Origin of the sequence: Paraburkholderia sp. Ac-20342, assembly GCF_017104985.1 — a bacterium.
Classification (GTDB): domain Bacteria; phylum Pseudomonadota; class Gammaproteobacteria; order Burkholderiales; family Burkholderiaceae; genus Paraburkholderia.
Genome location: NZ_JAAGPQ010000006.1, coordinates 1 through 23,132, shown reverse-complemented (window position 1 = coordinate 23,132; position 23,132 = coordinate 1). Strand labels below are relative to the sequence as shown.

The 23,132-nt window shown below is 65.7% G+C and carries 16 protein-coding genes; 10 read left to right on the top strand and 6 right to left on the bottom strand.

Going from position 1 to position 23,132, the window contains the following annotated elements; all coding sequences use genetic code 11:
- Nucleotides 1-16: 16 nt before the first annotated feature.
- Nucleotides 17-469, top strand: a complete 453-nt coding sequence (locus G3N58_RS03805) for a hypothetical protein (RefSeq protein WP_167283320.1) — start codon at nucleotides 17-19, stop codon at nucleotides 467-469.
- 50 nt (nucleotides 470-519) lie between these two features.
- Complete coding sequence (locus G3N58_RS03800) at nucleotides 520-2,022, top strand: hypothetical protein (RefSeq protein WP_167283321.1); 1,503 nt, start codon at nucleotides 520-522, stop codon at nucleotides 2,020-2,022.
- A gap of 78 nt (nucleotides 2,023-2,100) precedes the next feature.
- Here the strand turns inward: G3N58_RS03800 and G3N58_RS03795 are convergent, their stop codons facing one another.
- Nucleotides 2,101-7,818 (bottom strand): NUDIX hydrolase, encoded by a 5,718-nt coding sequence (locus G3N58_RS03795; protein ID WP_167044141.1) that lies wholly within the window; start codon nucleotides 7,816-7,818, stop codon nucleotides 2,101-2,103.
- A gap of 282 nt (nucleotides 7,819-8,100) precedes the next feature.
- On the bottom strand, nucleotides 8,101-9,687 hold the full coding sequence (locus G3N58_RS03790) for a hypothetical protein (protein WP_167044138.1): 1,587 nt from the start codon (nucleotides 9,685-9,687) through the stop codon (nucleotides 8,101-8,103).
- 344 nt (nucleotides 9,688-10,031) lie between these two features.
- On the opposite strand from G3N58_RS03790, the gene G3N58_RS03785 reads away from it, so the two are divergent.
- The 3 genes from G3N58_RS03785 (at nucleotide 10,032) to G3N58_RS03775 (ending at nucleotide 12,192) form a co-directional block, all read left to right on the top strand.
- Nucleotides 10,032-10,523, top strand: a complete 492-nt coding sequence (locus G3N58_RS03785) for an HrpB1 family type III secretion system apparatus protein (RefSeq protein ID WP_167044136.1) — start codon at nucleotides 10,032-10,034, stop codon at nucleotides 10,521-10,523.
- Between the two features lie 150 nt (nucleotides 10,524-10,673).
- Nucleotides 10,674-11,855, top strand: coding sequence for a hypothetical protein (locus tag G3N58_RS03780; RefSeq protein ID WP_167283323.1), 1,182 nt, complete (start codon nucleotides 10,674-10,676; stop codon nucleotides 11,853-11,855).
- A gap of 178 nt (nucleotides 11,856-12,033) precedes the next feature.
- A complete protein-coding gene (locus G3N58_RS03775; protein ID WP_167283324.1) occupies nucleotides 12,034-12,192 on the top strand; it encodes a hypothetical protein in 159 nt (52 codons plus the stop codon).
- Here the strand turns inward: G3N58_RS03775 and G3N58_RS03770 are convergent.
- The gene (locus G3N58_RS03770) at nucleotides 12,189-13,043 is read right to left on the bottom strand and encodes a formyltransferase family protein (protein WP_167044131.1); all 855 of its coding nucleotides are present in this window, start codon (nucleotides 13,041-13,043) and stop codon (nucleotides 12,189-12,191) included. The genes G3N58_RS03775 and G3N58_RS03770 overlap by 4 nt on opposite strands.
- A 410-nt stretch (nucleotides 13,044-13,453) precedes the next feature.
- On the opposite strand from G3N58_RS03770, the gene G3N58_RS03765 reads away from it, so the two are divergent.
- Nucleotides 13,454-13,933 (top strand): hypothetical protein, encoded by a 480-nt coding sequence (locus G3N58_RS03765; protein ID WP_167044128.1) that lies wholly within the window; start codon nucleotides 13,454-13,456, stop codon nucleotides 13,931-13,933.
- Nucleotides 13,934-14,070: 137 nt separating this feature from the next.
- On the opposite strand, the gene G3N58_RS03760 is transcribed toward G3N58_RS03765, so the two are convergent.
- Nucleotides 14,071-14,889 (bottom strand): phage tail tip lysozyme, encoded by an 819-nt coding sequence (locus tag G3N58_RS03760; RefSeq protein WP_167044126.1) that lies wholly within the window; start codon nucleotides 14,887-14,889, stop codon nucleotides 14,071-14,073.
- A 479-nt stretch (nucleotides 14,890-15,368) separates the two neighbouring features.
- Here G3N58_RS03760 and G3N58_RS03755 point away from each other — a divergent pair, with 479 nt between their 5' ends.
- Nucleotides 15,369-15,854, top strand: a complete 486-nt coding sequence (locus G3N58_RS03755) for a hypothetical protein (protein WP_167044002.1) — start codon at nucleotides 15,369-15,371, stop codon at nucleotides 15,852-15,854.
- 323 nt (nucleotides 15,855-16,177) lie between these two features.
- On the opposite strand, the gene G3N58_RS03750 is transcribed toward G3N58_RS03755, so the two are convergent.
- Together G3N58_RS03750 and G3N58_RS03745 are read right to left on the bottom strand one after the other, a co-directional pair.
- A complete protein-coding gene (locus tag G3N58_RS03750) occupies nucleotides 16,178-16,639 on the bottom strand; it encodes a lytic transglycosylase domain-containing protein (protein ID WP_205193005.1) in 462 nt (153 codons plus the stop codon).
- 196 nt (nucleotides 16,640-16,835) lie between these two features.
- Complete coding sequence (locus G3N58_RS03745; RefSeq protein WP_167044121.1) at nucleotides 16,836-18,272, bottom strand: helix-turn-helix transcriptional regulator; 1,437 nt, start codon at nucleotides 18,270-18,272, stop codon at nucleotides 16,836-16,838.
- Nucleotides 18,273-18,795: 523 nt separating this feature from the next.
- Between G3N58_RS03745 and G3N58_RS03740 the strand changes: the two genes are divergently transcribed.
- From G3N58_RS03740 to pilO2, 3 genes are read left to right on the top strand one after another with little or no spacing between them, the layout of a single operon-like run.
- The gene (locus G3N58_RS03740) at nucleotides 18,796-19,950 is read left to right on the top strand and encodes a TcpQ domain-containing protein (RefSeq protein WP_346778234.1); all 1,155 of its coding nucleotides are present in this window, start codon (nucleotides 18,796-18,798) and stop codon (nucleotides 19,948-19,950) included.
- Nucleotides 19,947-21,668 carry a PilN family type IVB pilus formation outer membrane protein gene (locus tag G3N58_RS03735; protein ID WP_167044119.1) on the top strand — a complete coding sequence of 574 codons (1,722 nt, stop codon included), beginning with the start codon at nucleotides 19,947-19,949 and terminating at the stop codon, nucleotides 21,666-21,668. Before G3N58_RS03740 ends, G3N58_RS03735 begins: the two co-directional genes overlap by 4 nt.
- Before the next feature lie 22 nt (nucleotides 21,669-21,690).
- Nucleotides 21,691-23,001, top strand: a complete 1,311-nt coding sequence (pilO2, locus tag G3N58_RS03730; RefSeq protein ID WP_167044116.1) for a type 4b pilus protein PilO2 — start codon at nucleotides 21,691-21,693, stop codon at nucleotides 22,999-23,001.
- Nucleotides 23,002-23,132 lie beyond the last annotated feature (131 nt).

The following is a 23,132-nucleotide window of genomic DNA, read 5'->3' as shown; positions in this document are numbered from 1 at the left end:
GGCGACGTGCAGCGACGTGGCCGGCATCCTCGGAAAAGTCGCTTATTCAAAAGTCGCCTGTTCGGCATGGCTCGAACGGGCGACTTTTTTTTCTTTCTATTTTGTTTCGGATTGCTGGTCAATGAAAGGGGATTGTTTGCTGCAACAGCCGGTCCCGTTGCCGGTGCAACGCGGTCTTCGTGTTTCGATCGAATGCTTCGGATTCTTTAATTATTGCGGTTGTGTGGCAGGCAACATTTTGTTGCAAATTGATTTCCACGCGGCGAGGCGCGATTCCTCGCATTTTCGTACGAAAGCATTAAACAAGGAGACACAATGTCCAGCCAGAGAATTGGAAACTCGCCGTCGACAACGGCGCGGTCGATTGAACAGCAATCTAGCATTCCCGAACAGAACAGGAAGCCCGTCGAGAATATTCCGCCCCGGCGTTCCGGAGGGAATGCCATCATGGGCGCGCTTGGCAGCATAAAAAGCGCGTTCTCTCGCGAGTCGAAGGGGGCGCGCAACGAAGGTCTGAGCATGCCGCAACGTAGCGAGGCCAGGGACGGCGCGGTCGAGATGGCGGCGACGAAGCGGTTCCCCGACGGCAGCACGCGGACATTGCGGTTTCGTGCGCCTTTGCAGCAGTCCGCGCTTGAATCGCCGTCCAATGTGGAGACCAACAGCTATCAGTTTCCCGAATTGATCGGCAGGAACGGCAAGCCGAGCTGGTCGGATTCCCATTTCCATCCGACCAACTATGTTCAGCAGGGCATGAGCCCGGAGCAGATGCTGAAGATGATGGACGAGGCTGGCGTGCATCGCAGCGTGCTGATGCCGATTCCCACCGACGCGGCACCCTGCGGGAACCCCGATCACAATCATATTCCGCCTGAATCGTATTACGTGCCGTCGAGCGATACGAACATCACGCGCCCCGAGATGATGGACGGTGGCCTCGCGCGACTCTCGAAGAAGGCTCATCTGATCCTGAACCAGCAGGTCGATGCGGACACCGCGTTGTTCATGAACATGGCAAAACTGAGCGATGCCCAGCGCGATCGTCTCGATCCGATGATTACGGGGCTGCATCTCGGTTCGCCGCTCAGCGCCCAGGCATTGCTGTTCAAGCTGGCGCACCACAAGGGCATGTTTACCGGCGTGGGCGAGGTCACGATCCACAAGGAGCTGGTGGAGAATCAATACGAGGGCGCGCGCCAGGCGAACCTGACCGACAACATCCAGTCGTTCAAGAACATCGTCGCCACGGCGGGGGTGGCCGGCCTGCCGGTGGTGCTGCATTGCGACGTCGATTCGCTCGACAATCAGCGGACTCGCAGCGAGCAGGGCCAGGCTCTCGATGCGCCGGCACACTTCGAGAATCTCAGGAAGCTGTTCAAATCTCCGGAAGTAAAGGACACGACGCTGATCTGGGCACACTTCGGCGGCATCGGCCGTTTCGTGGCCAAACCGAAGGATCATGCGAACAATCTTCGCCGCGTTCTCGAAGACCCGGACATGAAGCACGTGAATATCGACATATCGTGGTCGCGCGTGGCCGAGCAGATCGTCAACCAGCAGGGCGAGGACGGCAATTTCCTGCTCGATGCCAAGGGCAAGCAGATTCCCGACAAGGAGTCGATCGAGGCGTTCGCTGGATTGATCCGCGATTTTCCGACCCGCTTCGTTTTCGGTTCGGATGCGCTGAATCCTCGGGAAACGGGCACCTGGACGCAGACCGCCGAACTCTACAAGCCGCTGTTCGCTAAACTCGATCAGCCGACGATGGATGCGCTGTCGACGGGCAACTACGACCGCCTGATTACGGCCGCGCGTCCGAAGGTTCGGGCATTCGAGACCTACGCCCTCACCGACGAATTTATGCAGAACGGGCTGCGCGCGAGCGAGAATCGCCTGAACGACGGGCCTCATATCGATCCGGATGCGCTGCGAGCACACCGGGACGCGGCTTTCGCGGCGGCGGGCGTGGATCTGAACGGCGACAGGAAGGTGTCCGGCGACGATACTGCATCGGAATCCTGATAGTCAGGACGCGTCGGCTCGGCGCGCCTCGCGCGCCGAGCCGACATCGCATGGGCCGTACCGGCCGCCGAATCTTTCCTATCCGCTTTTGCGCGACAGGGCGACGAAGTTCGGAACGCCCTGATTGCCTGAGGGCAACGGCATTTCGTCCTTGCGGCCGTCGCGATAGATCACCGCGCTGTAGACCGACCGGCCGCCGTCGAGATTGATGGACCACGGCAATGCCCTGGAATGCCAGGTTTTGTTGAAGCGCTCGATGCGCGCCATGATCGCGGAGAGCTCCGGCAGGGTCGCGCCGTCTCCCTGTGCGCCGCGGACCTTCGCGGTGACCGATACCATGCGCACGGCATCCCAGTGCGCGCTGTCGTCCGGCTTAGGATGACCCACCGCGGGTGGTGCCTCGTAGGTGTTCATGCCGCGGCCGATGCCGTACGGCATCGAGAGCGCGGTGCGCGGATTCGGGTGGTTCGCGTGATGCAGGCCGCCGGGCCTGCTGACGCTCTCGCCATACTGGAATCGCATCTCGGCGAGCTTGTCCTCGCGGAATTTCCGCATGCCGTTTTCCGACAATATCGGGCCGCTGTGGAACGACGTGCTGCCGAAATCGACCTTCGCGTACTCGTCGGCATATTGCGGGTCGATCGTCACCGACGGGCGCGACACCTTGAGGTACTTCGCCTCGCCGATGGCCGCGCTCTGGCGCTGGCCCCGATCGGCGTCGTCGTTGTGGTTGTAGAACGTGCCGTTGGTTAGCGCGTGAAGCGGCGACGTCTCGAGATGCGTGCCGCCGAACAGCGCCTGCGTGTTGACGCCATCCGGCTTCTGGACCGGATACCGCCGGCTGTCGCCGCCGACGAGATTCGCCTCGAAGGCGTTCGGATCGACGGCCATGTAGTGCATCGTCTTCGGGAACGTCGTATGCAGATGCGCGAAGCCGAGGCTGGCGAACAGTTTCTTGTCGCCGTGAATGTCGACGCTGACCACGTCGTCCTTCTGCCGCACGCGGACCTTGCGCCGCTGCAACGCGCCACGTATCGAAGCCTGCAGCGAGACGACGCGCCGCTTCGCGTCGGCCGGCAGCGAGGGCGCGAGCGGCCAGCCGCCCGTTATGCCGTGCTGTGGACCGAGCACGCGGATCAGCCGTTCGAGAATCTTTTTGTCGATCGAAGCCGATAACGACACTCGTGCCGCGCTCAGCGGCATGAGGCGCACGCTTTGGGACTGGATGCCCATATCGCGTGGCGTGCCGCCGATGCGGCGTGCCAGATAGAAACGCGCCTTGCTCGTGCTGCGTTCGAAGTCGCCCAGCAGGTCGGTCAGCTCAATGTGCAGGCCGGTCTTTTCGTAGGTTCGCCGCACGGCATTCTCGGCGGGAGACAGCTCGGGCGCGCGCTTGCCTTTCGGCAGCGTATGGTCGTAGCCGCCCGCGTGATCGAGCGGTTCGACGGTCCAGATGCGTCCGTCCGGCTCGACCACGATGGCGCCGGACGCATCGTCCTTGTTGGGGACCGACTGGAAGCGCGGCTCGGCGAATGTCACGGAGGAGCGTGCGGCGTGCCGCCATCCGGTTGCGTCGGTGGGCGCCGTCCAGCTCGACAACGGCGTGCCGTTCAGCGATGGCGGCAGCGCTCCGCGCGGCACGAATACGGCCGACGCCGACGCGTTGCTCCACGTATCGGGCGCGCTGGGTCGAACCGGATTGCTGATGAATGCGACCTCGCGGCCGTCAGTGTGGAAATGCGTGAGGGCGCGCTTCAGGATCGCCTTGTCGACCGGCCGGTCCGGCTGGTCCAATGCCGTCGACGCGGCTTCGGGCGGCATCAGCTTCACGCTTTGCGACTCCCATCCCATGTCGGCCGGGGTGCCGCCCGTGCGGCGCGCGAGGTAGTAGCGGGCGCGGCTCGTATCGCGGTCGAAGTCGCCGACGAAGCCGATGATCTGCACGCGCAGCCCGGTTTCCTCGAAGGCTTCGCGTGCGGCATTCTGGGCGAACGAGCCGGACTCGCGATCGGCTTCACCCTTCGGAAACAGCAGCGTGTAGTTGCCGAAGTGGTTGGTCGGCTCGGTGAACCAGATCCGTCCGTCCGGCTCGCAGATCACGACGCCGGCGCCGCTCCTCAAGCCGGGTTTCGGCGTGAATGACGGTTCCCGGAGTTGGCTGGACGCGACGTTGAGCGCCGCCCAGCCGCTCGCGGTGGCGGGTGCGCTCCAGCGCTGCAGCGCGATGCCGTTGAGCGTCGCGGGCACCTTGCCGTCGGGCACGAAGGTCGCCGTTCGTTGCGGGTCCGCCCAGCTCGTTGCGGCGCTCGGCAGTGTCGGCGTATTGATCAGCACCCTGTTGCCGCGCTCGTCCTTGCGCGGATGGAACAGTCGCGTGAGATCCGCGAGGATCGAGCGGTCGACGTCGCGGTTCAGCAGATCCGCCAGGGCCGTCAGCGGCGCGAGGCGCACGCTCTGCGATTCCCAGCTCATTTGCACCGGCGTGCCGCCGACCCGCTTCGCGATGTAGTAGCGCGTCTTGCTCGTGTCGCGCTGGTAATCGCCCAGATAGCCGGTCAGCTCGACGTGCAGGCCGGTTTCCTCGAATACTTCCTTGATCGCGGTTTCGCGGAAATCGAGGGTCGGCTCGCACTGTCCCTTCGGAAAGGTCTGGTGGTAATCGCCGAAATGATTGGTCGGTTCGACGACCCACACGCGCCCGTCCTTTTCGATCACGATCGCGCCGGCGCCGGATTTCCTGCCGGCCGACTGCGCGAAGGCCGGCTCGTTGAATTTCCCGGTCAGCCGGGTCGCGAAGCGTTTCCAGCCATGCGCGTCGCGCGGCGCCTGAACCGCTCCGAAGCCGATTCCGTGCAGTTCCGCCGGCATCGTCTGACGGCTGCCCGGCACCACGACGACCGTGGCATCCGGGCGCCACCACTGCGCGCCGGAAGTCGGCTCGCTCGGGTGGTCGATCACCGCGTAGATGCCGGCCGATTTCGGGCTCGGATGGATGCGGTTCGTGAGCTTGCCGAGCAGGTACTTGTCGATCGGCATGTTGAGCAGACGTTCCGCGTCGGCGAGCAGGGCGAGCTTGAGGCTCTGCGATTCCCATCCCGTCGCGGCCGGCGTGCCGCCGATGCGCTTGCCGACATAGAAGCGCGTACGCGAGGTGGTGCGGTTCACGTCGTCGAGGAATCCGGTCAGCTCCACGACGAGGCCCGTCTCCTCGTAGGCTTCCTTGATCGCGCTCTGGCGCATCGAGAGATTGGCGTCGAGCCTGCCCTTCGGGAACGAATGTTCGTATCGGCCGTGATGATTGGTCGGCTCCGTCAGCCAGATGCGGCCGTCCGCTTCGAGAATCACGACACCGGCCGCCGGCTTCATGCCGCGGGCATCGAATGCCGGCTCGTCGAAATGGCCGGTGTTGCCGAAGTTGCGCCAGGCGTCGCCGCTGGGCGCCTGCACGGGCCTGAACGGCGTCTTGTTCAGTATCGCCGGCGTCGCGCCGCTCGGCGTGAAGGCCAGCATCGCGCCGGGCTTCGCCCAGTCCGCCGGCTTGCTCGGCACCGACGGTTTCTTGATGATGACGACGTGCCCTTCGTCATTGCGCGCGGGGTGAACGTGCTTGCCGACGGCGCCCAGGATCTTCCGGTCGATCGACTGGTTCAGCAGGGCCGGCGCCGCGTCGGGCGTGGCGAGCTTGACGCTCTGCGTCTCCCATCCCATGTCGCAGGGCGTGCCGCTCTTACGCATTGCGAGATAGTAGCGAGTCCGGCTGCTGCTCCGATCGAAGTCGCCGAGGAACGCCGTCAACTCGACTCTCAGGCCGGTTTTCTCGCGTGTTTTTTTCACCGCGTTGGTTTGCATCGAGAGTGTCGAATCGGCCACGCCCTTCGGAAATGTCTGCTGATAGTCGCCGATGTGATTGGTCGGCTCGATGAGCCAGATACGGCCGTCGTGCTCGATAACGATTGTGCCGACCGCGCTCGATTTTTCCGGATGCGGTTGAAACGCCGGCTCGTCGATCCGTTCGGCGATGGCATGCAGGAGCGTCCACGCGTTCGCCGAATTTGGCGCGAACGACGGCTTGAGCGCGATCCCGTTCAGGCTTTCCGGCAGCGCCGCGCCGGGCGTGCAGGTCAGCACGGGCGCGGGCGCGCGCCACGCCTGTGCCGCGCTGGGCACGCCCGGATTCCTGATGATGACGAGCTTGCCGTCGTCGTTCTTGCGCGGATGGAAGTGCGGTAGCCCGCGTTCGAGTTCCTGCACGAGCCGGCGCTTGCGCATGATGAGCCGCCTCGTGAGCGCCAGCCGCTGGGCCGGATCGCCGGGGCCCCTGGCGCAAAGGTTGGCGATTTGCTGGTCCGGAATCCGCTCGATCGCGCGAATCCCTTGCTTCAGTTGCTCCAGGTTGAGCGAGTCGAAGACGCTGGCTGCTTGCGGATTGATCTGCTGGTCGAGCATCGACAGCAGTTCGGACGCCTCGTCGTCGAAACGATCGCCCTTGAGTCCGCCCATCGCGCGGAAGATCAGCGAGCCGCCGACGTCGACGCGTACCGCTCGTCCGGCCGCATCGAGCAGCAGGTTGTCGTATTCGAGCCCGACGACGTCCCAGTTCGCGAGCCAGACGTCGGCTGCGAAGCCGCTGTGCGCGCCGGGCACCTTGCCGCTCTGGAGCGCCGCCGGATTCGTGCGCAGCTTGCCCATGATGCGCGACGCGATCGCGGGCTGGTTCCCGCGAGTGACCATCGCGAGCTGCGGCACCAGGACGTTCGCGGCGCGATAAAGCTCGGCCGCGAGCCATTCGTTGCGCGAGAAATCTTCCGACTGGGACGACTTCACGTACCACTCGGTGCCGATGCCGTCGACGAAGCGGCCACCCTTGTTGCTGCCGGCCTGTTTGCCGACCTGCGGCCAGTTGTCGGTCGCGACGAGCCGGGAGCGGTCGGCGGCGGCCTTGCCGAACGCACTGATATGCACGACGAGACGGTTCTTGGCATCGGTCGACGTCCCGGTGATTTCGTAGCGATTGGTCACGTCGAGCACGATTTCGTGCTCGCTGTGCGTCTCTTGCGGCAGCGTGCTGATAGCAAAAGCGACACCGCGCGCGCCAGCCAGCTCGCCTCGATCTCCGAAAAGACTCAGATGCATGAGCACCGGTTGCAGGCCGCGTTCCGGCTTCGACTCCTTCGCTGCGAAGTTTTTCGCGACGCCCGTCAACGTCGACACGCTGGCGATGCCGTGGCCGAGGCGATAGGTGCCGTCCGCGTTCTGGAACCCGTGGAGCAGGCTGTGCGCGAACCGGCGGCTCGCGATGCCGGTCGGCTGGGCGAGAATTTCGCCGACCAGCGCCGGCGTCAGTCCAACGCCGCGAAACACCTCCTTCACGCCGTTGGCGGGAACGAGTTGCACCGAATAAAGCGGGATCGCGTCGCGAATCGCGCGTTTCGTTTCCGGGTTGACCTGTACGCCGAAATATTGCGCGATCAGGTTCGCAAAATCGACTCCGTCCGTGGAGTGCAACTGACTCTCGAACCGTGCGGCGAGCGCGAGTTCCTCCTGGGTCCTGAAATGCCGTAACGTCGTCGTCGAGCCGGGTGCGGAGCGGCCTCGCGACACGAAATTGCTGACCTTGTTGCACCGCTCCGGGACGCGCAGCAAACCTTCCAGCGGACCGACGATCGCGTTGGCGGGGACCACGACCGGCCTGTCGGTCGGATGCGCGACAGGCGGCGTCGCGGTGGCGGGCGGCGTGTTCGCGTGGACGGCGTGGTTGAGCGTTGCCGAGGAAAACGGCGCTATGTTCCGTGGCATGCGAATCGCCCCTTGCCATGACGACTTCGGTTGAGATGGTCGGCCGCCTCGTTGCTCGCGGTGCCGCTCCACGCGTGTGCGATCGTCGCTCAATGGCCGAATGGACGATACGTCGCCGACACTCTATGCGGGTTGCCGGCGGCGTCGGAATACGGCACGAAACAACGTTGCGATTTGCGAATGCGGCTTGTCGCGGTACTTGTGCGAGGCCCGAACCGTCACGGTCGCCATTGGGCCTCGCGAGCCGCGCCCCGCCTCGCGTACTGACGAATGCGTGTCCCGTCAGACTGCGTCCTCGGCCGCCGACAGCGAGGTGCCGCGTTGCGGCGCAGCGCGCCGGCGCAGGCTCGTGACGGCATCGCTTGCGCCGTTCACCATGGTGTCGAGCGTGCCCGGCACGCTGTGTAACGTTTGCGCGGCAGTGCCGCCGGCGTGGCCGATGCCCGTCAGCACCGCGTTCGCGACGCTCGACACGCCGCCGCCGAGCGCCCCGCCGACCGCGTCGATGGCCGCACCCGCCTGCTTCGCGAGTCCGTCCGCCGAGATAGCCGCCGAGGTCAACGCCGGAAACACGGCGGCGGACGTCGCCGTCTGCACACCCTGCCTGATCGCGGCCGTGGCGGTTGGCGACAGGCCGTGTTGCGCGGCGAGCTTCGCCGCCGCGGTGACGGCGGCGCTGACCGCGCCGAAGCCGCCGCCGAGCACCGCGCCTTTCGCAAGATTGGCGGGGTCCAGCAGCGATTGCGCGGCGCTCGTCGCACTCGTCGCGACGTCGAGCGGAATCCGCGCGAGCCGGCCGAGCCCGTTCGCTGCCGCGCCGGACCACGTCGCCTGCTTCAGGCTCTGGTACTGATCGCGCCAGTCCGCGCGCGCGAGCAGGTATTCGGGGCCGACGCGGTGGTGCTGTTGGTCCAGCCAGTGTTTCGCCAGCGCGTTGGCGCCGCCCGCCATCGGAGAGCCGACCGCCGACATCCACAGATCGACGCGGGCCGCGAGCGGCGCCCCCCTGAAATGCGTGAGCGCCACATCGGTCGCCGTGCGCGCGAGGTTGCGCAGGCTGAACGTCTGGATCGCGACGCCTGCTTCGACGTGCGCCCGCAGCGGGCTCGGCGCGCTGTTCGTCTTCATGTCCCGCATCACCGCGGCGCGTTCGGCATCGGCGTTGGCGTTGGCATCGTCAGCGGCGGCAGGGTGGCCGGCGGGCGGGTCGGACGGCGCGGACAGCCACTGCGTATCCGAGAGCGCGTTGCGCAGCAGCCGTTCGCCGGCGGAGTCGAACGCCTGGGACACGACGCCGCCCATCGCGCCGTTCTCGAACGGCGTCTTCGCGAACGCGGTCAGTACCGGCGCGGCGTCCTCGACCAGCGTCGCGGCGCCGAACGGCACCGAGCCGAGGAAGCCCGACGCGGTTCGCGCGAGCGCGTCCATGCGGCTCGCCTTCGTGAAGACCGCCGCGACCGATTCGGCCGTCTCGCCCATCTCGTCCAGTTGCCGTGCGCGGTTCTCGACCAGCCTGTCGATCATGGCGTCGTTGCCGTTCTTCCGGTGCGGCGCGAAATAGCCGGCGAGGAGCGTGTGCAGTTGTCGCGAGCCGGGCGTGGCTGCGTCCACCGGCGCTGCTTCGCGGGCCGCCGCGACAGGCGTGCTGCGCGGGATCGCCGGCGCGGCGTCGAGGGGCGCGGCGCCCGGGCGAGGCCGGGCCGTGAGCGTCGACAGCGTATCGAGGGCAGCCGGCATCGACGACGGCCGGGAGCGGGTCGCGGCCGCTGCTCGGGATGCATTCGTTTGGGACGGCTTCTCGCCGCCGGTCGCCGAACTGCCGGGGTAGGGAGTGCTGTGCCGCCGCGGCGAGCCGATGCCGTTGTCCATGGTGTCTCCGTATTTGATTGATGGCCTTGTCCGATACAAGGCATATGGCACAACGTTATGCAGTCCTTTTCGACGACCGGATAACCCGCGCGAAGTATCGGCCGACAACGCGAACTTGCCGGCATCGCCGTGGCCGGCCGTCCACCCGGCAACCCGCGCCGCCATCTTCGCCCCGCGATCGATTCGTTCGCATCGGAAGCACGATGGCGCGGCGGATGCCGGAAACTCGGCGTCAAGGGGATGTCCCTGCGGTACGAGCGTGAATCCGGCCGCAATGCACTCGACGGCCGCGCGTCGTCGACGCGCACTTTTTGATTACAGCACTCCAAGCAAACGAGGAAATCGTGACTGACACAGGATGCAGGGACGACGTAGCCAGCGGCCTCACGAAAGTATTGTGGACGGCGTCGCAACTCGACAATGAATCGGACTTCGAGGATCTGCTCGATGCCATTCGCGTGTTGCGGCCGAAGTGGTCGGGCGTCGGCACGGTGGCCGCGTGGCGCTACGTGCGGCGGCAGAAATGGATGGACGCGCGCCGCGTGCTGGAAGACGAGGACGAGCAGATCAAGCGCTCCGGGCTGCACGCGGCGCTGATGGCGCTCTGCCTGTTCGGCCTCGAAGACCCGCTGTGGCACAGCTACGCGCGCATGGCCGCGGAGCAGCGCGAGAGCCCGGACGCGGCGCGCATCGGCTTCCGGCTGCTCGAACGCGCGGCGAAATCCGACCTGCGCGCCGCACCCGAACCGACACCCGAGCCTGCCGTCAGTCAGACGGCTTCAGCAGGACAGGATACCGCCGGGTTCTCGGCCGGGATGTCGTGGGTTCGTGCGTAAACCCGCGTCGTCGCGTGCCGCGAGTCAGTTCGCATTTCCAGCGCGATGTTCGCACCGGAGAGCGAGAAACCGAAATCGCGCTCATAGACTGGATTCGCTGGGAAGTAATCGTAAAACCTTCTTGACCTCACCTCACAGGCAGAAAACATCATGATTTCGAACACCACGTTTCAGAATTACCCGACCGATCCGACTCTCTATCTGAACGCCCTGAAGCAGCAGGCGGCGAACGGCGGTGGCGACCAGCAAACGTTGATTCAGGACCTGATCCAGGAACTGAGCCAGATGCTGCAGCAGATGCAGAACGCCGGTTCCGGCGCGGCGCCGTCGATGCCGGCCATGCCGTCGGCCATGACGCCGAACGGTGCGGCGCCGACGACCGGCGGTGCGATGCCGGCGCAAACGGGCGGCGCGATGCCGTCGACGATGGGTGGCGCCCAGCCGGCCACGGGTGGGATGACGGCGCAGAACGCATCGGGCGTGCTCGCGTCGTACATGGACCAGAACAACATCGGCGCGACCGATCCGGACGCGATGTACCAGCTCGCGACGAACGCGAACGGCAGCACGCCGCCGATGGTCCAGCAGGCGGCGCAGTACATGATGGCGAACCCGAGCGTCTACCAGCAGATCGAAACGCACGACGTGGCGGGCACCGACGGCAAGTCGGCCGCCAGCAACTTCCGGTGGGCGGCCCAGGGCGGCCTCGGCCAGGCCGGTAACGTGCCGGCCGGCGGCACGGGCGCGGCGGCTCCCGCGTATGCGATGCCGCCGCAGACGGGCGGCGTCCCGATGGCTTCGGGCGGGATGGGGTATCCGGTGTCGCCGCAGGCAGGTGGTGTCCCGATGGCCTCGGGCGGTATGGGGTACCCGGTGCAGCCGCAGATGGGCGGAATGATGGCACAGCCGCCTGCGTATTCGATGCCGCCGCAAGCGGGCACCTCGGGCGACCTCACCGCCGACGGCAAGCCGCTGCAGCAGGCGGGCGAAAGCCAGGCGCTGTCGGCGTTCAGCCAGCAGGACCCGGCCGGCTTCCAGGCGTTCGAGAGCGCGCTGTCCCACGGCGACGGCAACACCGCGACGCACGTACTCGCGAACTCGATCAGCTCGGGCAAGATCAGCACGGGAACGGGCTCGGCGCTCGGCTCGCAGCTGCAGCAGACCGCGAACCAGCACGGCGGTGGCAAGATCAACAGCGACGCACGCAACGCGCTGAAGAACGCGCTCGGCGGCGACGATGTGCTGACCCCGGGCAAGACGCGCGGCACGATCGCGTTCGAGCACCTGACCGGCATCAACACCAGCAGCATCCTCGGTGTGAGCACGCAGTAAGCGACGCCGACCGGCGGCCGGCGACCGGTCGCCCAACCCGGATCACGAGATACGGCCGCATCGCCCGAACGGGCGGTGCGGCCGTATTGCTTTTCCGCTTCGGCGCCGTGTGCCGGTATCTGGCATTCGCGGCATTTGCGGCACTCTCGGCATCCGGCACGATCGGGCAGGGCATCGCATGACGCGGCACCGCCGCGCCGCGCGCAAAGACGGAAGCGGCAACGGGAACGGCATCATGGAAATGAAAACGGAAACGCTCGGGGCCGTCACCGGCATCCCGAGCGTTTTTGCGTTCATGCGCCGCGGCCAATGGCCAGCGGCAAAGAAGCGGACCTAGCCGCGCATCTGAAGCCGCGCCGCCGCGCTGAACGGGCTCCATTCGAGCAATGCGACGAAGCCGTCGGCCACGGCGACCACGATCCAGCGATGGTACTGATGGACGATCTGTCCCGGCGGGTAGTCGTGCGCCGCTTGCCACGCCATCGCGCGCCGTACGTGGACCTTCGTGCCGAACAGCGGCGCGAGGCATTCGACCTGGCCGAGCGCGCGCACGATACGCATCGCATCCGCGACGGGCCGTGTGAAGTCGAGCGTGCGCTCGCTTTCCTCGAGCTTCGGCCAGTAGCTGCTGTGCTGCTGCGGCCGGCTGTCGTGCCAGAGCCGCTCGAAGTCGCGCGCGACCCGCGACGCGAGGCGGCCGGCCGCCATCTGCAGCTTCAGCTGCAGCGCCTCGTGCCATTCGTCGGCATCGAGCGGGAAGGTCTCGGCCGCGAGCACGTTGCCGGCGTCGAACTCGGCGTCGAGGCGATGGCAGCTGATGCCCCATGCGCGCCGGTCGTCGAGGATCGCGCGCATCACCGGGTACGGCCCGCGGCCTTCGGGCAGCGGCGACGGATGGAAGTTCATTGCGTAGCGCAGGTGCCCGCGCCAGTCGGGGATGCGCCAGTCGTAGCCGGAGACGACGAGCGCATCGCAACCTTGCGATGCAAGCCAGCGCAGATCGTCGTCGTCGATTCGCGACAGCCGCGCGGGAATGCGCAGTTTGGCCGCGCGCTCGACCATCTCGCTGTTGAATTCGGTCTGGTTGTCGACGGGAATCGTGTAGAGCGCGACCGGCTCCCAGCCGGCCGCGACGAAGGTATCGAAGACGACGCGCCAGCGGTCGAAGCCGGCAAATGCGAATCGCATGGTGGATGCTCCTCGAAGGCAGCGATGGACGAATACGGCATGACCTCTCAGCGTAGCCGTCCGGCGCGTCGCGCCGCGTCCGTCATCCGAACTGTTGTCGTCGGCCGCGAATCTGGCGGCGACGCTCGTGCGATTGCTTCGCGCCATGGCATCGATATTCGTAAGTTCCGGCGATCGATGCGGATTGGGTCTGCAGACTAGGTTGTCGTCAACATCGAATTCAAGGTATCCATGCGAATCCAATCCGGCTCCCCTGCATACGCTCGGCATCAGGACACGCAGCCCTCGACGCCGACCGGAACAGACCACCGCGCGGCGCATAGAGAGGGAGGAGCAACTATGCCCGTATCAAGCAGATGTTCGATACCCAGATGAGGAAACGCCATGTGATCCGGGCCGACGAGCGAAACATGACCGATGACGAAAAGGTCGTCGCGAAACTGATTGAGCCTGGATATTCCCGCTATCAGGACGCGATGCGAGCCCCGAAGGATGGGATCGAGACCAAAAAAACGCTGATCGAATGTGCGCAGATCGTCGAGAGTCTTGCGCGAGCCCACGCTGAGTCTGAGACGAGTCGCGAGCGCTATGCCACGGTCTTTCCTGGCGGTGCAAAGCATCCGGATCAACTGGTCAAGGGGCGCGAATACACGGAGCCGGGCGTTGTCTTCGTCGGTGGCGAGCGTCGTGGCGATGACGGTTATCGAATGGAAATCACGCTGAAGAAGGGCATTCCCGTCGATGCGCGAGACCTGTATGGTCACAGGGGCGATAACGACAAAAAACTGCAGTGGCTGACGCTCCCCGGTGCGAAGTTCCGTTTTGACGGTGTGAGCGGAAGCGGAGCGGAGAAAAACAGGACTTACCGGTTCACGCAGATAAATCGTTGAACGAGCGTGGGGCGGTTGAGGAATGCGGCAACCGCCCCGGCCATCCGGCTCATATTATTCGGAGCACGAAAAAATCCCGCCTCGACGAATCGGGCGGGGTGAATCCGGGCTGGACAACCCGGAGTACGTGACCGGCTTTAGAGCCCCTGGCTCAGGAACTCCTCGGCGTACTTGTTGCGGTTCGACATTTCCGGATCGGTTGCCTGTTCGTAGTCCTTGTCCCAGACGAGCGCCGCCTGTTCGGCCGTGGACGTGCCCTTGATGTCCGTGATCGTCTTGCTGTAGTCGGTCTTCAGTTCCTGGTCCATGAAGCCGAGGTTGGCTTGCAGGCTGCCCGGATCGAGACCGTGCTGCTGCGCGTAGTCGATTTCGCCCTGCTTGCGCGGACCGCCCCACTGGGCGAGACCCCAGCCGTTGTTGTTGTCGTCCGCGAAGTTGCTCGACGGGGCGCCCGTCGCGCCGCCCTGGTTGACGTTGCCTTGCAGGCCGCTTTCCTGTTGCAGATTGCCGAGCACGCCGGCGGCCTGCGTTGCCGTCAGGCCGAAGGTCTGTTCGAGGTTTTGCGTGATCGCCTGTGCGGCGCTGCCGCCCGACACGTTCGGCACGCTGCCGCCGCTGCTACTGCCGCCACCACCGCCACCGCTCGAAGGTGCTCCGACCGCCGGCGTGGCGCCGCTGCCCGATGGGCCACCGCCGCCACCGCCACTGCCGCCGCCACCCGTCGGCGGTGGCGCGAAGGACTGCGGCTGGGGCATCGACGCAGGCGGCGTCGATCCGATGCCGCTCGGGCCGCTGCCCGAGTCGTCCGAACCGCCGTTCATCTGCATGAGGATCTGCTGCAGTTCCTGGATCAGTGCTTCGAGGAACTGTTCGAGCTGACTGTTATCCGTGCCGCCGACCCCGCCGAGGTCGGTCATGAAGGGGGACACGCTCCCCTGAATTGCCGTCGTGGACATGCTCATCTCCGTATCGCAATGTGCCGGTTGCGTGACCGAACCTCATCGGCCTCCGGTATCGACGACTGTAGGGCCGATCGGCTGACCGGACCTGGGCGACACGAAGTTGGCTGCGAATAGGCGAAGCAGGCGATTGCGGCGCGCGAGGAAACCGGCGGATGCGAAGCGCGGTGCATACCGGCTTCGCAATTTTGTTCGCGACGTCGCGTCGGGAGAGTGGCGTTCGCGACGAAACGCCTACTCTTCAGAGGCATTTCCCGATGCGCTCCGCGTAGGTGGGGTGCGGAAGCCGTATAGCCTGGTCATCGCTTCCTGATCGACGGTGACGGATCTCGTAATTTCACAGAAGGAGCCGAATCATGGTAGCTACAGTTAAAGGCGCTGGCGATTCATTTAGCCATCTCCCTACCACCCGGGAAGTTCCGGGACAAAAACGCACACCGCCTCCAGTGCCGCCCCGGCGGGGAAGCAATGCGCAGATGGATGGGCTCAGCGGTCTCGGCCCGCGTCCGCGGCAGGGGGGGATCGACGATGGTCAGGGTGGCATGGGTAGCGCACCGACGGGGCGTCGGCCGCTCAACAACCCGTTCCTCAATATGTCCAAAGAGCCGCAGGTCATGCACGACATGGGCCAGCGGGCACGCGATATGGGCACGGAAATGGCGAGCGACGCGTTTCATACGTTCGCCCAGCATGCGCCGCTGCCGTTCGCTCCGGCACTCGACTTCGCGGCGAACATGATCTCGCCTACGCCCTTCAGCACGGGCATAGCCGGCGGCCAGCTCAACCAGATGAAACAGCAGCAGCATGAAATGCTGAAGCAGCAGACGGAGATGGCCCGTATCAACAACGAAAATACGCTCAACGCGGCGCTGATCCAGCAGAGCCAGGCGCTGACGGGCGCGCTTGCATCGGTCGCGAATGCCGGCGTCAACAACATCAAGGACGCGGCGAAGGGGCAATAAGCGAAGGTGGTGCTCGGGCCGCATGGCCCGAATTCACCACCATCGCCGTTGCCGAACACCCGATTCGCGAAATCATGGCCCGCAGGCAGCGCCTGCGGGTTTTCTGGTTTACGTCGCCGGATCGCGCCGTCGAATTCCCTGTACGTCGTGCATCGCGCCGCGCATCGTTGTATTTGCCAATCCGCTTTGCTACGCCGTCATCGATCGCCGCATCGATACCTATCGGCTTCCACAAAGACGAATGCTTCGCGATACGAAGCATTCGGTCCGATTCGCGTCGTACGGCCACGGCACGAACGCCGCGGCACGCGCCTCGCTCGGCCTCATTCGTCCAGCGCCGGCGGCACGTTCGACAGGCGCAAGACGAGCGATTTGATCGAGTGCGCGTAGCGATCGCGCTCGGCCGGTGTTTCCGAGTGATAGGCGCCGACCGCCGCCCAGGTGTTGCCGTACTTGACCATCATCTTGTGCAGCCGCCACGCGGCGACGTAGACGCTCGAACACGGGTTCATCAGGTCCTGCTGCGAGACGCCGTAGTGCGCGAGCGTCGGCAGATGGACGGAATTGATCTGCATCATTCCATAGTCGGTCGAGCCGTTCGTGTTGCGATGGATCGCCGTGGCCTTGCCGTGCGATTCCTGCCACGCGATTGCGCGCAGCACGAGCGGGCTGACGTGCTGGTACGACGCGGCGGACGCGAAGCAGTCGGGCGCGGCCCGCGCTTCGGGGCTCGAGGCGAGGACAGAAAGGAGCGCCAGTTGCAGCGCACGAGGTGGTTTGAACATGGTGGGATTCCGGATCGGGGATGACAGGAAAGAGGCGGGGCACGGCGAGCAGGACGACGGAAATATCGCCATGGGAATGACACGGCGCGGGCATCGCGCCCAGCCCGCCGAAACGAAACGCCGACCGCTCATGCGCGTGTCGCGCTGGGCCGGTCGGCGTTGTCGTCGTCGCCGCACGCGGACGTGCGGACGGAAATCAGCGGCCCATCGTTTGCGACGGCGCTTCCTCGAACACGCGGCGGTAGCCGTTGATCAGCGTCGAGCGATGACGCACGCCCCACTTGTGCGCGACGTCGAGCACGCGCGTGACCGGCGTGTCGTCGTCGAGCAGGTCGTCGCGGATTCGCTCCATCCGCTGGCGGCGGATCAGTTCGCTCGGCGACAGTCCGAGATGGTTCTTGAACGCGGCCTGGATCGCGCGCTCGGTCACGCCGATGTGCGACGCGACTTCGCGGACCGACAGATCCTTCTGGTCGAGGTTGTCCATCAGGTAGCGGTACGCGCGGCGGTACTTCGCCGGCAGCCGCGCGCTGACGTCGTCGGAACGCGGTGCGGCGCGGTCGGCCTTCGCCGCGTCGGCCGGCGCGCCCGACATGGACTGGTTATCGGTGCGCACGTGCTGGATCGATGCGAGCGCGTAGCGGCCGTAGTAGTGCGAGAACTCCTGCGTGCGCATCTGCTGCTGCATCACCTTCGCGCGGCAGTACAGATAGTCGAGATACCAGCGCGCGTGCTGCGTGCCTTGCGATGCGGCCGCGCCCGAGGCGTCGAGCATCGATTCGGCGAGCGGCCGGACCTGGCCGGCGATCGCCGCGAGCGTGATTTCGAGGCACAGGCTGCGGTGGTAGTCGGCGAGCCCGGACTTGCGGCTCCAGTTCAGGTGCTCGTGCAACTCGTCGCCGCCGATCGCGCCGCCTTCGGCGAGCGAGAGCAGATGGCGCAGATGCGCGAGGCGTCCGGCGAGCAGCGGCAGCGCCGTGCCTTCCGGCGCGCTGCCGCGCACCGGCGCTTCGGCGATATCGAACTCGGTCAGCACCGAGCGCCAGTAGATGTGGTCGGCGAGCCGCTCGGCGCCATGCAGCTCGTGCTGCGCGAACAGATCGCGGCGGATCGCCTCGACCACGTAGATCCAGCGGCGATCGTCGTGCGCGGCGGCGAGTTCGGCGAGCTTCGCGAGACGGCCGCATGCGGAGCGCACGCAGCCCAGATGAAACGACACGAGCGTCGCACCGACGAGCGCGTCGAGACGCTGGCGCGGCGTCGCGGCCTTTTCCTCGCCGATGCGCTTGAAGCAGCTCAGCGCCACGTTGAACTGGTTGCGGAAGAACGCCAGCCAGCCGGTGTTGCGGCACGAGGCAATGCGCAGGCCGTCGCGATCGTGGCGAATCGCCTTCTGCGCGCGGCGATGGGTTTCCTCGGCTTCCTCGTGGCGGCCGAGCGCCAGTTCGAGATCGCCGTGGATCTGCAGGTTCGCATGCGAGGGTTGCGCGTGGCCGGCATCGGTGTCCACGAGTTGAGCGGCGGCGTGCGATGCCTCGATGAGATGGCCGTCGAGAATCTTCGAGACGACGTTCGAGGGCGTGTCGTCCGAGGCGAGGGCGGAGGATGCTGCGAAGTAGACCGTCGAGAACATGGCGGGCTCCTGACTCAATGATTGGAGAAGAGATGCGACGTGAAGCAGTGAGTGCATCTTTTCATCGCGAGCCGGTTTCGACGCGAGTTTGTGATGGTCTGTTACGTTCCGCCCCGCGGGCCGGAATTCGGCCGGCGCCGAATCGGACGGTTGTTTTTTTATTAGCCCTGGCTATTCGATATTCGCATGATTGATATACGATTTGTTAATGCCTTATTTTATGGCGATTTTCATAGTATTGGTAATACTATGATGCCGAAAACGGCAACGGTCTTTTCTCTCAGGAGATATAAAGAATGCCAATCATTGTGATATAAAAAAATAATCAATATGAATTCGGCAAGATATGCAAGACTGCTGACTCTAGCCGATCCCGTCGCCCAAGGAATTTTTGGATTTCCCTTTTTATTTCAATTTTATTTCATCGCGCAATTTTTTTCGGCTGGATTGCGAAAATCGGGGCAAGCGGAATTACAGGACACGTGCCGGTCATCGGCGCGATGCTCTTAGAGTGGAAATCACAGTGTCATCAATCAAAGCGGAATGCCATCGACACCCGCGCGATGCGGCGCGTCTGCGTGTCGCATCGAAGCGGTGGAATGGAGCACTCGGCGTGCGGATTGCAATATCGGCATGCGGCGTATTGCTCCTGTGCGGCATCGCCCATGCGTCCGGCTCGCAGGTAATCGTCGACGGCGGCGAACGGATGGGCGACGTCGTGCATCAGGGCGGCCATGACGTGTCGATGCTGCGCGCGCTCGAACAGATCGTGCCGCGTACTTATAGCGTGATGGTGCCGAACGCAGGCGAGTGGGCCGATAAGCCCGTCAGCTGGCGTGCCGGCTCGGTGGTGCGCGCGCTCGGCGACATCCTCTCGGTGGACCCGTCGCTGCAGGCGCGGGTGAACACCGATCTGCACGTCGTGACCGTCGGGCAGGACCCGCGCCACGCCGGCAAGCCGCACGGCGCGGCGGAGATGCATGCGGACGCCGCCGAATGGTCGCCGCAAAACGCGCCTGTTCATTTCGCGGCAAACGTTGCCGCATCGGCCACGCCGCCGGTATCGGCACCGCCGGTCGCGCCGCTTGTGCCGGCACGGCCGATGACGCTGGTCCGTGCCGATGCGAATGCGAACGGCAAACCGGATGCCGATGCGGGCGTGCCGATTCCGCGCGTGCAGGAGTCCGTCGTCGCCGAGGCACCCGCTGCGGTGCCGTCGCGTCCAGCATCATCGATCGCGACGTATAATACAAATGATGCTAAACACATAGTAACGACAACACCTGTTGCGGCGACCTCCATCCCGATGGAACCCGCCGCAATGCCGCTCGTGCCCGTAGCCGTCTCATCCACACCAGCATCCGCACCGCTTGCCGCAACACCGTCGGACGAAGCCGCCGCCGCGCCGCCGGCCGGCCAGATGGAGTGGCAGATGCGCACCTCGGACGGCTCGGTCCGCAACGCGCTCGCGCGCTGGGCGAACGAGGCGGGCTGGCAGTTCATCTGGGACGTGCCGACCGATTTCGCCGTCGATGCGACGGCCACGATCCACGGCACGCTGCAAGAGGCGCTGAGTCAGGTTACCGATGCGCTGTCGTCGTCGCAGGTACCGATACAGGTGGTTCTCTATACGCGCAACCGGGTATTGCGTGTCGTCGCCAAGGGAGCGAATTCATGAGCAGGCTGTATTTCCATGTCGCAGCCGCTGTCGCGTGCGTGGCACTCGCAAGCGGATGCACGGGGCTCATGGGGCAGCTCGACCGCAGCACGCGGAGCGACCTCGGACAGGCCGACAAGCTGCTCGGCCAGACCGCGTCGGGCAACAACCGCGCGGTCGCGGGTGACGACGTGATCGTCAAGGACCAGCTGTGGCTGTCCGGCAAGACGATGAAGATCGCCGCTCAATCGACGCTGCCGAAGCTGTTCGACGAGCCCGCCAGCTTCGACGGCACGGTCGATTCGCTGCGCGCTTTCGCGGATCGCGTGTCGCGTCTCGCGCGGGTGCCGGCAAAGGTCGCGCACGGCGCCGACGATGCCGCCGCGCGCGCGTCGTCGGTGGGCGCCGCGGCCGGCAGCACGCTGCCGCCGGGCGTGCCGCCGCTACCGCCCGGCATGCTGCAAGGCTCGTCGCCGGCGCCCGCCGGCGCGCAGCAGGCGATGCTCGCCGCGTTGCCCGAGCCCATCCACATCGTCTATCCCACCGGCACGCTGCGCGGGCTGCTCGACGCGGCATCGGCGCGCTTCGGCGTGTCGTGGAAGTATGAAGACGGCGCGATCGTGTTCTTCTACACGGCGACGCGAGTCTACCAGGTGGTATCGATTCCCGGCGACTCGAAGCTCGACACGAACGTCGTCAGCGGCGCGAGCAACACCGGCGGCGTCAATGGCGGTGTCGCCGGCGGCAGCGCGGGCGGTGGTGGAGTCGCGGGCGGTGGTGTCGGCGGGGCGGCTTCGACGTCGTCGCCGGAAGTGTCGTCCGACAATACCGCGAACATCAAGATGAACACGCAACTGTCGGTCTATACGAGCCTGCAGACCGCGATCAAGTCGATGCTGTCGCCGGCGGGTTCCGTCGTCACGTCGCCGGCAACGGGCTCGATCGCCGTTACCGACACGCCCGAGGTGCTCGATCGCGTCGGCGAGTTCATGGAGCAGCAGAACCGCGTGCTCGCGCGGCAGGTGCTGCTGAACGTGACGGTGCTGTCGGTCACGCTGTCGGCCAACGACAGCTACGGGATCGACTGGAACGCGGTGTACCAGACGCTCGGCACGAAGTTCAACATGGTGAGCGGATTCTCCAGTCTCGTGCAGACCAGTTCGCTGAGCGCAACGGTGATCAGCCCATCGAGCCGCGCGAGCGCGACGAACGCGATGATCAGCGCGCTGTCGTCGCAGGGCACGGTGCATCGCAGGACCTCGGCGTCGATCACCACGCTGAACGACCAGCCGGTGCCCGTGCAAGTGGCCGAGCAGAAGGGCTACCTCGCGTCGGTGTCGTCGATCGCCACGCTGAACGTCGGCACCCAGGTGTCGCTGACGCCGGGCACGATCACGACCGGCTTCAATCTGACGGTGCTGCCGCACGTACTCGACGACGGTACGGTGATGATGCAGTTCTACTCGAACATTTCGTCGCTCGTGACGCTCGATTCGTTCACGAGCGGTGGCCAGACAATCCAGCTGCCGACCGTCGATACGCGCAACTTCCTGCAGCGGATCGCGGTGAAGTCGGGCCAGACGCTCGTCCTCAGCGGCTACGAGGATCTCAACGACCAGAACAACCGGCAGGGCATCGGCACGCCGTCGAACTACGCGCTCGGCGGCGGCTTCAACGCCGATCATTCGCGCCAGGTCATCGTGATCCTGCTGTCGCCCGTCACGACGAACGGCGCCTGACGCGCGCAGCCGGGGATCGTTCATGGCGACGCAAGTCATTCAGATCGGCCGTCAGCGCTTCGTCTGCGGGCTGTTCTGGCAATCGTTGTCCCGCCGGCACGCGCTGCGCGCCGAGGCGGTCGAGCTCGCGGGCCGCCTGAACTTCGACGCGATGGTGCTGCGGATCGACCGCAACTTCGCGGGCGCGGGGTTCGCGAGCACGCGGGAAGGCGCGCAGCTCGGGCTGCCGTCGCTCGGCGCGCTGGTGTCGAAGGTGATCGCGACCGAAGGCGCGTTCTACGATGGCCGCCAGCAGCCCGCGCCGAACTGGCTCGGCGCGTTCAGGCTGGCGGACGGGCGCTGGGTGTATTTCGCGGTGCGCGACGGCGCGTTTCTGCCGAACGGCGACTGGGTCGGTTCGAGCGAGGAAGTGTTCGAGCGGCTGCATGGAGACTACGGCCTCGGCGGCTGGAACGTCGTGATCGGCGATCCGCAGATCGAGGTGCAGGGCTTCCACAACTTCTACGCCCGCAGCATCGAGGAACTGCTGCCGCGTCGCGGCGGCCGGCTGCTGTTGCCGCGCTGGCTGAACCTGACGCGGGTCGGGCGGCGTCCGCCGTGGCGCGTGATCGCCATCGCTGCCGCCGCGCTCGTCGTGGTCGGTGGCGTGGCGGCTGGCTGGATCGCGTACCGGCGCCACCAGATCGAGCAGGAGCGCGAGGCGGCATTCGAGCGGATGCGCACGCAATTGCGGCTGCATCCGCCAAAGCCGGCGGCGCCGACGGAGCCGCCGCATCCGTGGGCGGTGCAGCCGACGCCAGGCGATTTCATTCGCGCCTGCGTCGATCACTTCGCGAGTCTCGCGCCGGGCGGCTGGCAACTCGACGAGTATGCGTGCAGGTCGTCGAACGTCAGCTATCGCTGGTCGCGCGGCGACTCGAACGTCGCGATGCTGATGGCCGCCGCGCCGCTCGCGCAGATCGACACGAGCGGCGATCACGCCAGCTACGTCGAGCCGCTGTCGTTGCGGCCGGGCGGCGACGATCCGATCGACGGCTTCGACGGCGTGCGCTTGCGGATGCTGTCGGTGTTCCAGCTGCTCGGCGTCGATCTGACGTTCATGCCGCAGCAGGGCCCGCCGCCGAAGAGCCTCGCGGCGCAGACGCTGAACCAGCTGCATCCGGGCTCGGGGCCCGCGGCGCCGACATGGCAGACGTGGCGCATGACGGCAGCGCTCGGCGAGATGCCGCCGGACAGCCTGATCAAGTATCTCGACGAACCGGGCGTGCGCGTCGAGACCCTGTCGTACAAGGCGGGGCAATGGACCCTGGACGGAGTGCTGTATGAGAAATGACAACGGGTGGATCGTAGGCGCACTGGTCTGCGGGCTCATGGGCCCCACGGTCGCGCTCGCGCAGGCCGCCGCGCCGCACGTGGTCGGCGCGCCGCTGCGGATCACGACGCGCGTGCTCGACGTCGCCGATC